Genomic DNA, 12995 nt, shown 5'->3' on the forward strand with positions numbered 1-12995 from the left:
AGACAGCATTAACCCATTATATGAGACAGATGGTAGTGGAAATGTTCTTCGTCAATATGTATACTCGACAAGTGGCGCGCGTCTAGCGATGAAATCAAAAGGACAAACGTTATACTACCACTACAACCCTCGTGGTGATGTCATTGCGATGACAGATCAAAATAGAGAAGTTGTAGCAACGTATGAATATGATTCATGGGGTAACGTATTAAAAAGCGACGCAAAAGGTATCGCCGCAGATAATCCGTTTGGATATGCGGGATACATGTATGATAAAGAAATTGGGATGTATTATCTGATTGCGCGTTATTATAATCCAGAGCATGGTGTGTTCTTATCGGTGGATCCAGATCCGGGTGATGAAGATGATCCGATTACCATGAATGGGTATACGTATGGTGATAATAATCCGGTGATGAAGATTGATCCAGATGGGCATGTCGCTTGGTGGATAGCTGGTGCGTTAGGTGGAGCTGCTTGGGATGTTGGTACTTACTTATGGAATAATCGAAAAAAAGGGTATTCTTGGAAAGGAGTAGGGAAATCAGCACTAAGAGGAGCGGTGGCAGGAGTTGCACTAGGTGGAGTTGGAAGAGTTGGCTATTTCGCAGCAAAATTAAAATATAGTATTCATGCGACAGAGCACTTAGCGAACCCAGCGCGTCAAATGTCTAAATCTGCTACAGTATTAGTTCGAAGTTTTGGTAGAAAGCATATAGATAAAAGAAATCCACATGACCGATTTGTGCAAACGTTAGGTAAAAAACATATTGTTGTATCAAAAACTAAAAAAAATAACATTATTAGTCTAGGGCATCGCTCGAAGAAGGATAAAAATTGGAAGAAGGTGGAATGGTGGAAATAAAAAAAGAAATTGAGTTGGTGTTTTTAGGGGATGAAAAAAAGATAACCATTGTATCATTTGGGTCTATGTATCCAAATGATGATGAGCTGTATTTACGTGATTTACAACTGAATTTCTTAGCTGTATCCTCGAATAATATTCATTATGAGTGTAAAGGGCCAATGTTTTTGAGGAGTGAAATAATTAAATTTGGGGAAGAACTAGAAGCATTACTACGAAAAGATATTAAGGAAGCTGTATTAAGTGCTGATGAAGAGGAAATAGAATTTAAAGTGAAGCTAAAAAAAAATCGATTTTTAGTATACTTTACTTTTGTTAAAAATGATTTGATTAATGAAAAATGGGAGTATGAAACATCATTCGGGATGGAAGTAAAAGTTGTAGAAGAGATGTGTTGTAAAATAAAAAAAATATATAGTTAATTAGGAGGTCATTGAAAAAGTCCACTTAAAAAGAAAAAGGAGTTCATCACCTACTATTTACAGGGGATGAACTCCTTTTTTCGAAATAATCACTTTTTTGGTGGAGGGTTTGATAAAATGATTTCTTATGTTATTTATTACAAAGGCTATGAATCTAATAAAAGGGTATAGTTATTAAAGACTGCTTGTATTTATTGATAGCAAGGAGGGGATGATAATGAAATTCCTAAAATATGAAGATGGACAAGTATTAAATATGTTATATAAACAAGGTATAGACTTTAATAAAACACACATAGTGGATTTCTTTATTGTAATTCCTGATCAAGACAATAGGGAAAAGTAATTGGCAGATTACAAGCATTGGATTTAAAGTGTGAATTAGTTTTAATGAAGAATTTGAAGATAGGGATTGCGCGTTATTATAATCCAGATCATGGTGTGTTCTTATCGGTGGATCCTGATCCAGGTGATGAAGATGATCCTGTGACGCAGAATGGGTATACTTATGGATGGAAATCATCTAGAAGTAACTCGAAAAAACAAATCGCAAATTTATCGCCGGGACAGCGCGTTCAAACGCAGCAAATACTAAAAAATGCAGTGAAGTCAGCGACTAAAGGAGCGTTATTCACTGGTAGTAAAGCTGTTGGAGGGATAGGGCTGATTCCGGACGCGGCGGTTTTTATAGATGGAGATTATAAGGGATATAAAAAAGGATATAAAGATTATAAGCCGAAAAAAACTAATTCTAAGAAAAGAAGAAGATAGATTAGTAAAATGGAGACGACACATACAATGATTGGTATATATAATGTTGTTTTTATTGTAGCATTATTGGTGATTATGTTAAAAAGGAAAAACTATCGAGCTACAATGGTGTTAGTAGTAAGTCTCATATATACAATTCTAGTAAGTTTTACTTCGTATATGTCGTTCTTGGGTTATACAATTAACGTGATAATTGTAATTTTTCTGGGGAGTAGTTTTATCTTGGCTGGTATTTTTGAAAAAGAAAAGTAAAGTCTATTCGGTGTATTTCAAACCCTAAACAAATAGTTTGATTTTGAGATACACTTTTTTATTTTAAATTACTTATTCTTCTATGACGGTAATAGAACCAATCCATGAGGAGAAGGGAGTTATGATAATGCAAGATAATGTACTGGAACAATTAATAAAGAGTCTCTCAGTATTATCCTCTGAAAAAGAACGTGAAATAGCAGCAGTTGATTTACATGATATATATGAGAGCACTGAAAGATTCGAACGATTGCTTGAAAATATTATAAACTCTCAGCAATCTAAAGAAGACTTAATAGATGCGCTAATTGAAGTGGAGATAGAATTAAATCACATCAATTGGCATTATAAAAGCTTGAAGAAAAAGTTGAAAATATTGATGAAAGATTAAAAAGCACACCCTTATCTAAAAAGATAAGGGTGTGCTTTTTTTAATTTCCTTGTGGAGAAACAAGAGTAAATGTATCTTTCAAATCACTATCGTTTATTTTAATATTTGCCTTTTTTAATTCCTCTTGTAACAATTTTTTGCTGAATATAGGGTCAGCGATACGTTCTTCTTCTAAGTTTTTGCGAATAGATTTTTTTACTTCATCGTAAGGTTTTAAATCTTTTTTATCAGTTAATTTAATAACGTGATAACCGTTTGATGATTTTACGGGGTTGCTAATTTGTCCAACATTTAGTTTGTAGGCAGCCGTTTCAAATTCAGGAGCCATTGTACCTGAATTGAAGTATCCAAGGTCTCCGCCTTTATCTTTTGATAGTAGATCTTGTGATTCTTGTTTTGCTAATTCTTCAAATGAAGCACCAGCATCTAGTTTACTCTTTATTTCTTTCGCTTCATTTTCGTCACTTACTAAAATGTGACTCGCTTTAATTTCTGGCTTATAGTGGTCTTTTACGTCTTTCACTGTAATGCTTTTCTTAATCGCTTCATTCATAGCAAGTTTGAACTTAATTTGATTTTTGAAATCCTCTTCATCTTTTAAACCATTATTTTCTAATACTTTTTTGAATTGATCTCCATATTGTTTTTTTACTTTTTCTACTTCTTTATTTACCTCTTCATCAGATACTTTATATTTTTTTGTGATGACGTCTTGTGCCATCATTTCGTATAGCATGTCTTTTCCGTAACGATCTTTCAATTGTTTTTCGAAGTTATCCTTTGTAATGGTCGAGTCTGTTGCTGTAGCGACTGTAGCTGAGCCATTTTTTTGTTCGCAAGCAGATAGCATCAATATACTTATTAGTGCAGTAATAATGAAAATATGTTTCCCTCTCATGCCAACACCTCATCCGAATATGTTATCGCTATTGTAGAATATAGAAGTGAACATGAAGTGAATTTTTAATGTTTTTTTCCTTTAAAATGTAAAAAAGTACATCAACATAATTGTTGATGTACGATGGAATCAAAGGTGATCGGTCTTTTTAGAGTATGCACGTTTACCTTGCTGAATATTTTTTTGCTCTTGCTCATTTTTTTGTGTGCGTTTTGCGTTATTATCGCGTGCTTTTTTGTCGTTATCACTCGTATGTGGCATATGTATCAACTCCATTCCTAAACGTTGTACGTTTATCATTTCCTTTTTCGTAAAGACTATGTATAGCGGTGCATTTATGAAGGGTAAAGGTGGATTCGAAATGGATTTGAAGTTGAATTATACTGAACTTATAAAGAAGTTAATCGTTGTAATCATCGCAGGTTTATTAAACGCGATTGGGATGAATTTATTTTTAACACCAGCAAAAGTGTATGCGAGCGGCTTTGCTGGATTGTCTCAATTATTATCACAAATATTAGGTGATTTTTTATCGATTCACATATCTACGGGAGTATTGTTTAGCTTATTTAATATTCCTGTCGTTATTTTAGCGTGGAAAAAGGTTGGAAAGGCCTTCACCTTTTTTAGTTTTCTTTGTGTTATATTTATGACTCTGTTTCTAGAAATCATCCCTGTTAGAGCGGTTTCGAATGATATTATATTAAATGCGATTTTTGGCGGGATTATTTCGGCAATTGGAGTAGGGATTGCTTTAAAGTGGGGTGCTTCTACAGGTGGATTAGATATTATCGCCATGATTTTATCAAAAATAAAAGATAAGCCTGTCGGTACATACTTTTTCTTTTTTAATGCAATTATCATTATCGCTGCTGGCTATGTATATGGATGGGAAAAAGCGTTATATACGTTAGTGACTTTATATGTATCAACGAGAATTATTGATGCAATTCATACTCGTCATGTAAAGATTACAGCATTAATTGTTACGAAGAATGGGGCGGACGTAAGAAAGGCGATTCACTCGCGATTAGTAAGAGGAATTACAACGATACCAGCAACAGGTGCTTATACGAATGAAAATAAAGAAATGTTAATGATGGTTATTACCCGTTACGAGTTATACGAATTGGAGAGGATTATTAAACAAGTGGACCCAGGTGCATTTACAAATATACTGCAAACAGTTGGGGTGTTCGGATTGTTTCGGAAAGATTAAAGAGGACCAAAGTTGGTCCTCTTTTTTAATGTACATTCGTAATGTTTTGCAATTGCTCTTGCATTTCACGGAGCTGAACTTTTTCAGCAGTTGAAGAGTTTGCGTAAGCGGATTGCAAAGCATTTTTTGCTCTATATACGAGATCTTGTTGCTCAGTACCGCTTGAACAAGATACGGCATTTTCAACAGCATCTCTAGCTTGTTGGAATAGTAAGTTCCCCATTTAAACCCCTCCAAAAGAAGAGTTACTTCTTGCCTTTTCTGCCTCAGCTAATGTACCTCTGTACGGGAATCTTGCATCATGCTTCATAACAGCATCGGCTCCTTGTTGGATAAAACGTTTTGATTTGTTCTTTTTACCCATTCGAAAAACCCCCTTTATTTAGCTGAAAACAATCGACGCGATGTCTTATGCGCCTACTTATAGTATGGGCATTTGGCAGGAAACTATAAGTAGGGAATTTTTAGATTACAACCCAAGAACCTCTTCTAAATATAAAGCAATACCATCTTCTTCGTTCGTTAACGTAGTATGGTTTGCGAGTGATTTTAATTCAGGGATGGCATTACCCATTGCGATGCCGTGACCAGCAAATTCAATCATTTCAAAATCATTATCTTCGTCACCGAAAGCGATAATTCGCTCTTGTGGAATGTTGTAATGACTAGAAATTTTTTGTAATCCGACCGCTTTATTTAATCCGCTTTTTACAATTTCAATAATCGGCCAAGGTGCACCCCATTTTCTATGGTCGATTACTTCCGCATGCATATCAGTTAAATGTTGACGAATTGCAGTAGAATGCTCGTCATGTGCGTCAATTAATAAGCAAGTTGGATGGTCATTTAAAATATTTAATAAGTCTCCTGTAAAAATCTTAGGAGAACCGAATTCGAAAATGTGTTTTTTATCTTCATCAATTTCACGAACATACACATCATCCATAACTTCAGCGTATATATTTTTTACGCCGAAATCAAAACAAGCTCGTACAATTTCTTGCGCTGTTGCTAGCTCAAGAGGAGAGTGATGTATACCCCAGTTTGAATCAAGAGGATGGTGCACGTACGCACCGTTAAAGTTTACGATAGGTGTATTCAGACCTAGTTCTTTATAGTAATCATAACTAGCGCGGAATGGACGTCCTGTTGAAATAACGACAACGTGTCCTTGTTCCTTTGCTTTTGCAATTGTATGTTTCGTTCGAGTGGAAATTATTTTGTTGTCTGTTAATAAAGTGCCGTCTAAGTCTAATGCGATTAAATGTTGTTTGTTCATAATTTCACCTCTTATAATAATTTTTTTGTTTCTATCTGTATTTCCGTTTTTAATATGCAGAAATAAGAGGTTAGACTGGGTGAGACCACCATAGATGGAGGTTTCACTATATATCCATCTTACGTCGCGAAGTACTATGGTGTCTACTATTTCTCGTTGGAAATTAAGAAAAGTCAACATCTTTTTAGAAAGTTCAAATAATGTTTCTTTCATTATGTACAAAATGTGAAAAGGGTTACATTGCTCGTATGATGAGGCATATAATGAACATGTAATCTTCTCGTATATGTTTGACTCTCCTTTGAAACTAGCCTAGAGTAGGTTGGTTTCTTTTTTTCTACAGATAGGAAAGGAATTCCTTCCTAAGCTTGTGTCATTCATGTATATGTACAAGAATGAGATGTAGTACTTGTTTCCTAAACATGACAGAAAACCTTTCTTTTAAAATGGATATACTAATGAGGCAAGACGTCATGGAAGGAGAATGAAGATGGGACAAAATCGCAGGTTTCGTTCTGGACAAAAAGCGCCAAATGATGGCATTTACGTAGAAATTGGTGAAACGGGAAGTATGGTAAAAAATCCGCAAATGGTACAATTAACTGCCGGTGAAAAGTTTCCAGATAACACGAATCATAACCGCCAGTGGACATATAAAAGAAAACCGTAACAGAAGCCGCAATCTTTATTGCGGCTTTTTTGTTGTTACATAATGTAGTTTCATTTATCGTACTTTTTTTAATAGCATAATGAATGCTCCTTTTTTCTTTTTCCAATAATAAGTTTGAAAATGCATAGGCGAATTTATTGTATAAAAAAGTCAGTTGGCGTATAATTAAATCAAAGGTCAAAGAAAGTCAAACATTTGGAGGGCTGTAAAGATGGACTTAAATCAAATGACAACAAAAACACAAGAGGCGATTATGAGTGCCCAATCTTTAGCGGTATCTCATCATCATCAAGAAGTAGATACTGTTCATCTCTTGTTTACATTATTAGAAGAGCAAGATGGGTTAGCAGTGCGTATTTTTCAAAAAATGAATGTCGATATAGAAGCGTTAAAGCAAGGCGCCGAAAGTTTAATTAAGAAAAAGCCTTCTGTAACGGGAAGCGGTGCAGAAGTAGGCAAATTATATATAACAGGTGCTCTGCAACAACTATTTGTAAGAGCAGGAAAAGAAGCAGAGAAATTGCAAGATGACTACATTTCAGTGGAACATGTATTGCTTGCTTTTTCTGAAGAAAAAGGCGATATCAATCAATTATTTACAAGATTTCATATTACGAAAGATAACTTATTACAGTCTTTAATGACAGTTCGGGGGAATCAAAGAGTGACTAGTCAAAATCCAGAAGCAACTTATGAAGCGTTAGAAAAATATGGCCGTGATTTAGTGGCAGAAGTGAGAGCAGGGAAAATTGATCCTGTTATTGGCCGGGATAGTGAAATTCGACGTGTCATTCGCATTCTTTCACGTAAAACGAAAAACAACCCTGTTTTAATTGGTGAGCCAGGTGTTGGTAAAACAGCAATCGTTGAAGGGTTAGCGCAGCGTATTGTGAAAAAAGATGTACCTGAAGGGCTAAAAGATAGAACGATCTTCGCGTTAGATATGAGTGCGCTCGTAGCTGGTGCGAAATTCCGTGGTGAGTTCGAAGAGCGTCTGCAAGCTGTATTAAATGAAATTAAAAAGAGTGAAGGGCGTATTTTATTATTTATTGATGAACTTCATACAATCGTTGGCGCCGGTAAAACAGAAGGTGCGATGGATGCAGGGAATATGTTAAAACCGATGCTTGCTCGCGGTGAACTACACTGTATTGGGGCGACGACATTAGATGAATATCGTAAATATATTGAGAAAGACCCGGCGTTAGAAAGACGTTTCCAACAAGTATTAGCAGAAGAACCAACTGTTGAAGATACAATTTCCATTTTACGTGGTTTAAAAGAGCGTTTTGAAATTTATCATGGTGTAAATATTCATGACCGCGCGATTGTAGCAGCATCAGTTTTATCAGATCGATATATTTCGGACCGTTTCTTACCAGATAAAGCAATTGATCTTGTCGATGAAGCGTGTGCAACAATTCGTACAGAAATCGATTCTATGCCGACAGAATTAGATGAAGTAACGCGTCGTATTATGCAGTTAGAAATTGAGGAAGCAGCTCTTGGAAAAGAAACAGATCGTGGTAGCCAAGAACGTCTTAAAACGTTGCAACGTGAACTATCAGATTTAAAAGAAGTTGCAAGTGGTATGAGAGCGAAATGGGAGAAAGAAAAAGAAGACATTCACAAAGTTCGTGACTTACGTGAACATTTAGAACGTCTGCGCCGTGAATTAGAAGAAGCAGAAGGTAATTACGATTTAAATAAAGCAGCCGAACTTCGTCACGGGAAAATTCCAGCAATTGAAAAAGAGTTAAAAGAAGCGGAAGAAATGGGCGCGCATAATAAACAAGAAAATCGTTTATTACGTGAGGAAGTAAGTGAAGAAGAAATTGCAGATATTGTTTCACGCTGGACTGGTATTCCTGTTGCTAAACTCGTTGAAGGTGAACGCGAGAAATTACTACGCTTAGAGCAAATCTTATCAGAGCGTGTCATCGGACAAGAGGAAGCAGTAAGCTTAGTATCAGACGCGGTTCTTCGTGCTCGCGCTGGTATTAAAGATCCGAACCGCCCGATTGGTTCCTTCATTTTCTTAGGCCCTACGGGTGTTGGTAAAACAGAACTTGCAAAAACGTTAGCGCAGTCTTTATTCGATAGTGAAGAGCAAATGATTCGTATTGATATGTCTGAGTATATGGAGAAACACGCAGTGTCACGCTTAATTGGTGCACCTCCTGGATATGTAGGATATGAAGAAGGCGGTCAATTAACAGAAGCGGTAAGACGTAAACCATATTCCGTTATTTTATTAGATGAAATTGAAAAAGCACATCCAGAAGTATTCAACATTTTATTACAAATGTTAGATGATGGACGCATTACAGATTCGCAAGGACGTACAGTGGACTTTAAAAACACAGTTATTATTATGACTTCAAATATTGGATCTGCTCATTTACTAGATGGATTAGAAGAAGATGGCTCGATTAAAGAGGAATCAAGAGACCTTGTAATGGGGCAATTAAGAGGACATTTCCGCCCTGAATTTTTAAACCGTGTTGATGAAATTATTTTATTTAAACCTCTTACAACGAATGAAATTAAAGGTATTGTTGATAAAATTGTAAAAGAATTACAAGGGCGTTTAGCTGACCGTCACATTACAGTAGAATTAACAGACGCAGCAAAAGAATTTGTTGTAGAAGCTGGCTTTGATCCGATGTATGGAGCTCGTCCATTAAAACGATACGTACAACGTCAAGTGGAAACGAAATTAGCGCGAGAATTAATTGCAGGAACAATTACTGACAATAGTCACGTAGTTGTCGATGTAGAAAATAACGAATTAGTTGTTCATGTGAAATAAAAATAAAAATAAAAAAGAGTTCGGATAAAATCCGGACTCTTTTTTTAGTGTTGTTCTACTGGCTCGTTTGGAATTGCAGCTGAAATCGCTAGTACTAATACAGCAAGAACAACTGAGAAAATAGACGCTTGGTTAAAGTCGTATGTACCGCCAGTCATAGAGCCGATTACATAGCTCATCATATGTACAAGTAAGAACGACCAAATTAATGCCCAAATGAAACGCATATTTTACACCTCTATTCGTTCAATCTGTCCTTATTGTAACACAATTGAAAAAAGAATATAGAAAAATATTTGTAGATTTTTCAACGCAAATTTGCATTCCGTTCATACATTATAAAAGAGTGGTTTTATATGTTTAGAAAATAAGGCGGGGGAAAAATGAGTATTACGGAACGTTTTTTTTACTTAGAAAAAGAACCATGTGTCATTTATTTACCGGAGAAGCCAAATGGATTTTCGGTTATGCTCCTCGGTGATTACAACTACTTTATTGAGAATGGTACAAGTTTATGGACACAGCATGCGGGAAGATCTTATTTTTTACATGGCCTTATTGAGGAAGGCTACACGGTCTTTTCTTCTAATTTATACGGAAGGCACTGGGGAAACGACCAATCTGTTCGTCTAGCAAAACGTTTATATGATGTTGTTTTGAGAAAAGAGACGTTAAATGCGAAAATGCACATAATGGCAGATGGTATGGGTGCGCTTGTAGCACTTGAAATGATGAACAAATACCCTGAATGTATTCGTTCTGTCATTATGTTGAATCCATGTTTAGATTTACCAGAATATGTGGAATTTGAGAAAGAGCATAAGTTTTTTTACAAAAGATTAGTGAAGGAATTAAGTTTGGCGTATGATGCCAAAGAAGAAGAGTTAGATTTAAAAATAAATAAGAAATCATTTACGCTTCTGCCATCTTGTGTACCTGTCAAAGTTTTCGTATCAACACAAGAAAAAAGAGGAAGAAAACAACAGTTGCGTAAATATGAGAAAATGAGGCAATTAAATCAATGCGATACGTCTGTCTTGTTCCATCTGCAAGATGTGAAATATAAAATGGTTAGGCAAACGACTGATTTCTTTAAAAAATATGAAGAAGAATTGTGAAGCTCCCATATACATAAATGAGGAGCTATTTGTTTCAAGGAGAAAGGGTTGGTGGTATGGAACGCGTGCTGATAATAGGTGCACTTACGTTTGTAGGTTATCACCTTGTGAATAAAATGATCGCAGAAGAAGTAGAAGTGTATGGTCTTGATTTTGATGAATTCAATAGTATGACCAAAATTAATGAAGAGAAGTTATTGTTAATTGGGCGAAATGCGTTATTTACGTATTATTCGATAAGAGATGAAGATGGATGGAGATCAGTAGAGGAAGAGAGATTCGATACTGTTTACTTTTGCTTATATGAGCCAAATCAGCAATGTGGATTTCGGAATGAAAGAGTCATATTACAATATTTAAAGCGAATTATAAGAATGTGTGAAGAACAAAAATTGAAGTTAAATTTAATTTCTTCTATTGAAGTAGGTAGTACAGATGAATCGGAAAATAAGCGCATATTTTTGAAAGTAGAAGAAGGATTGAAAAAAGGGGATTTACAATATAGTGTATTTCGAGTTCCTACATTATATGGACCGTGGCAACCGTCTTTTATGATGTATCATCAGCTCATTTTATCAGAACTGGATGAGAAAGAGTGCTATTATGCGAGTGAGGAAAACGGAAGTGATCTACTGTACGTGGAAGATGTATGTGAATACTTATGGGAAAATGGAATGAACGAGCAGCATCTCGGTATATACAATTTGCTTAGTGGTAAAAAGTCATTATGGAAAAAAGGTATGAACCTTTTACGCGCGGATGATAAAGTAAATAAAAATAATAACGAAGTAAGAGATGAGGCTATCGAGGTAATTTCGATAAAAAGAAATACTCCGTTAGAATACGGTTTAAATAAGCAACTGGCACACATGAAAAAATATAAAGAGTTATACGAAGGGTAGCACGCGTGTTACACTATTGTATGTGAAAGTTTTAATGGAGAGGAAGAGTATAATATGAACGAAAAAAGCATGCAGTTTTTACAAATCGCAATGAAGCATTTACCAGAAGCAAAGGCCATTTTAGATGATAATGGAATTGCGCTTGATATGGAGAAAGCACAACCAGTATTAGAGTTATTGATGAAAGTTATGAACGAAGCATATGAGCTTGGGAAAGCAGATCAACAATAAAACCCTTTCTTTTTGAGGAGAAAGAGGCTCGAACCGTCGAGAGAAGCGGTTCGAGCCTTTTTATATTTCAAAAGAAACAGGGAAGGTATGTTTCTGTTTCTTTTAATAAACAATAAAGTGAATAATGCCTAGCTTTATGTTTTAGCTGAAATATATTCTAGACAAAAATACATTTATGTTTTAAAATTAGTACCAAGTCATAATAATTGATATAAAACGGAGGGCTGCGATGTGAACGTGGGCATTTTAGGGATCGGAAGATATGTGCCGGAAAAAGTAGTCACAAATCACGATTTAGAGAAGATAATGGATACATCCGATGAATGGATTCGTACGAGAACGGGAATTGCCGAAAGACGCATTGCCGATGATACAATAGATACTTCGTATATGGCCGTAGAGGCTGCTAAAAAAGCACTTGAAGATGCAGGGGTTAGCGGAGAAGATATCGATCTTATTTTGGTGGCGACAGTAACACCAGATCGTGCGTTTCCAGCAGTAGCTTGTGTCATTCAAGAAGCGATTGGAGCGAAACATGCAGCTGCAATGGATGTAGGTGCAGCATGTGCTGGTTTTATGTACGGAATGATTACAGCGCAGCAATTTATTCAAACGGGAACTTATAAAAATGTATTAGTAGTTGGTAGTGATAAACTATCTAAAATTGTAGACTGGAATGATCGAAATACAGCGGTACTATTTGGAGACGGAGCCGGTGCTATCGTAATGGGAGCTGTTTCAGAAGGAAGAGGCGTTCTATCTTTCGAATTAGGAGCAGACGGAAGTGGCGGTAAGCATCTTTATCAAGACGAGTATGTTATGATGAATGGCAGAGAAGTGTTTAAATTTGCCGTTCGTCAACTTGGTGAATCTTGTCTTCGCGTGCTGGATAAAGCTGGTCTTACGAAAGAGGATGTGGATTTCTTAGTACCGCATCAAGCGAACATTCGTATTATGGAATCTGCAAGAGAGAGATTAAATTTACCACAAGAAAAAATGAGTATGACAATTGAAAAGTTTGGTAATACATCAGCTTCTTCAATTCCAATTGCAATGGTAGAGGAATTGCAAAATGGACGTATTCAAGATGGTGATTTAATTATACTTGTTGGTTTTGGCGGCGGATTAACATGGGGAGCAGTTGCTCTTCGTTGGGGTAAATAAG

Annotated in this window: 17 protein-coding genes and 1 pseudogene; 12 read left to right on the plus strand and 6 right to left on the minus strand. The window is 35.9% G+C overall.

Annotated elements, in window-relative coordinates; genetic code table 11:
* The 5 genes and pseudogenes from DOS87_RS30055 to DOS87_RS06100 form a co-directional block, all read left to right on the plus strand.
* The coding region (locus tag DOS87_RS30055; RefSeq protein WP_261795633.1) for an RHS repeat domain-containing protein at window positions 1-865 on the plus strand (865 nt) is incomplete at its 5' end.
* Window positions 838-1287 carry a hypothetical protein gene (locus DOS87_RS06085; protein ID WP_000390929.1) on the plus strand — a complete coding sequence of 150 codons (450 nt, stop codon included), beginning with the start codon at window positions 838-840 and terminating at the stop codon, window positions 1285-1287. The genes DOS87_RS30055 and DOS87_RS06085, both read left to right, overlap by 28 nt.
* A 217-nt stretch (window positions 1288-1504) precedes the next feature.
* A pseudogene (locus DOS87_RS06090) lies at window positions 1505-1703 on the plus strand (ribonuclease E inhibitor RraB); the annotation flags it as partial.
* A complete protein-coding gene (locus DOS87_RS06095) occupies window positions 1678-2058 on the plus strand; it encodes a hypothetical protein (RefSeq protein ID WP_002162888.1) in 381 nt (126 codons plus the stop codon). The pseudogene DOS87_RS06090 and the gene DOS87_RS06095, both read left to right, overlap by 26 nt.
* Before the next feature lie 379 nt (window positions 2059-2437).
* Window positions 2438-2701: a hypothetical protein gene (locus DOS87_RS06100; RefSeq protein WP_003260911.1), complete on the plus strand. Its 264-nt coding sequence runs from the start codon at window positions 2438-2440 to the stop codon at window positions 2699-2701.
* A gap of 40 nt (window positions 2702-2741) precedes the next feature.
* Here the strand turns inward: DOS87_RS06100 and prsA are convergent, their stop codons facing one another.
* Complete coding sequence (prsA, locus tag DOS87_RS06105) at window positions 2742-3599, minus strand: peptidylprolyl isomerase PrsA (protein WP_208730225.1); 858 nt, start codon at window positions 3597-3599, stop codon at window positions 2742-2744.
* Window positions 3600-3728: 129 nt separating this feature from the next.
* Window positions 3729-3860 carry a DUF3941 domain-containing protein gene (locus DOS87_RS06110; RefSeq protein ID WP_001120851.1) on the minus strand — a complete coding sequence of 44 codons (132 nt, stop codon included), beginning with the start codon at window positions 3858-3860 and terminating at the stop codon, window positions 3729-3731.
* 100 nt (window positions 3861-3960) lie between these two features.
* Here DOS87_RS06110 and DOS87_RS06115 point away from each other — a divergent pair, with 100 nt between their 5' ends.
* Complete coding sequence (locus tag DOS87_RS06115; RefSeq protein WP_000364431.1) at window positions 3961-4818, plus strand: YitT family protein; 858 nt, start codon at window positions 3961-3963, stop codon at window positions 4816-4818.
* A 25-nt stretch (window positions 4819-4843) separates the two neighbouring features.
* Here DOS87_RS06115 and DOS87_RS06120 read toward each other — a convergent pair whose 3' ends face one another.
* The 3 genes from DOS87_RS06120 to DOS87_RS06130 all read right to left on the minus strand — a co-directional run bounded on the left by DOS87_RS06120 (window position 4844) and on the right by DOS87_RS06130 (window position 6097).
* Complete coding sequence (locus DOS87_RS06120) at window positions 4844-5041, minus strand: DUF3813 domain-containing protein (RefSeq protein WP_000527408.1); 198 nt, start codon at window positions 5039-5041, stop codon at window positions 4844-4846.
* Complete coding sequence (locus tag DOS87_RS06125) at window positions 5042-5182, minus strand: hypothetical protein (protein ID WP_000516816.1); 141 nt, start codon at window positions 5180-5182, stop codon at window positions 5042-5044.
* A gap of 105 nt (window positions 5183-5287) precedes the next feature.
* A complete protein-coding gene (locus DOS87_RS06130; RefSeq protein ID WP_001041241.1) occupies window positions 5288-6097 on the minus strand; it encodes a Cof-type HAD-IIB family hydrolase in 810 nt (269 codons plus the stop codon).
* Between the two features lie 490 nt (window positions 6098-6587).
* Here DOS87_RS06130 and DOS87_RS06135 point away from each other — a divergent pair, with 490 nt between their 5' ends.
* Both DOS87_RS06135 and clpB read left to right on the plus strand, forming a co-directional pair.
* A complete protein-coding gene (locus DOS87_RS06135; protein WP_000531422.1) occupies window positions 6588-6767 on the plus strand; it encodes a YjzC family protein in 180 nt (59 codons plus the stop codon).
* A gap of 211 nt (window positions 6768-6978) precedes the next feature.
* Entirely contained in the window at window positions 6979-9579 is a 2601-nt protein-coding gene (gene clpB / locus DOS87_RS06140) for an ATP-dependent chaperone ClpB (RefSeq protein WP_000365378.1), read from the plus strand.
* A 44-nt stretch (window positions 9580-9623) separates the two neighbouring features.
* On the opposite strand, the gene DOS87_RS06145 is transcribed toward clpB, so the two are convergent.
* A complete protein-coding gene (locus DOS87_RS06145; protein ID WP_001211116.1) occupies window positions 9624-9806 on the minus strand; it encodes a YjzD family protein in 183 nt (60 codons plus the stop codon).
* A 156-nt stretch (window positions 9807-9962) separates the two neighbouring features.
* On the opposite strand from DOS87_RS06145, the gene DOS87_RS06150 reads away from it, so the two are divergent.
* The 4 genes from DOS87_RS06150 to fabH all read left to right on the plus strand — a co-directional run bounded on the left by DOS87_RS06150 (window position 9963) and on the right by fabH (window position 12994).
* A complete protein-coding gene (locus DOS87_RS06150; protein WP_000028706.1) occupies window positions 9963-10697 on the plus strand; it encodes a lipase family protein in 735 nt (244 codons plus the stop codon).
* A gap of 29 nt (window positions 10698-10726) precedes the next feature.
* Window positions 10727-11599: an NAD-dependent epimerase/dehydratase family protein gene (locus tag DOS87_RS06155; RefSeq protein WP_016097951.1), complete on the plus strand. Its 873-nt coding sequence runs from the start codon at window positions 10727-10729 to the stop codon at window positions 11597-11599.
* A 54-nt stretch (window positions 11600-11653) separates the two neighbouring features.
* Window positions 11654-11830: a ComZ family protein gene (locus DOS87_RS06160; protein WP_001003335.1), complete on the plus strand. Its 177-nt coding sequence runs from the start codon at window positions 11654-11656 to the stop codon at window positions 11828-11830.
* A gap of 231 nt (window positions 11831-12061) precedes the next feature.
* Window positions 12062-12994: a beta-ketoacyl-ACP synthase III gene (fabH, locus tag DOS87_RS06165; protein WP_001100533.1), complete on the plus strand. Its 933-nt coding sequence runs from the start codon at window positions 12062-12064 to the stop codon at window positions 12992-12994.
* Window position 12995: the final 1 nt, after the last annotated feature.

This window comes from Bacillus sp. CR71 (assembly GCF_003429245.1).
Taxonomy (GTDB): Bacteria; Bacillota; Bacilli; order Bacillales; family Bacillaceae_G; genus Bacillus_A; species Bacillus_A thuringiensis_S.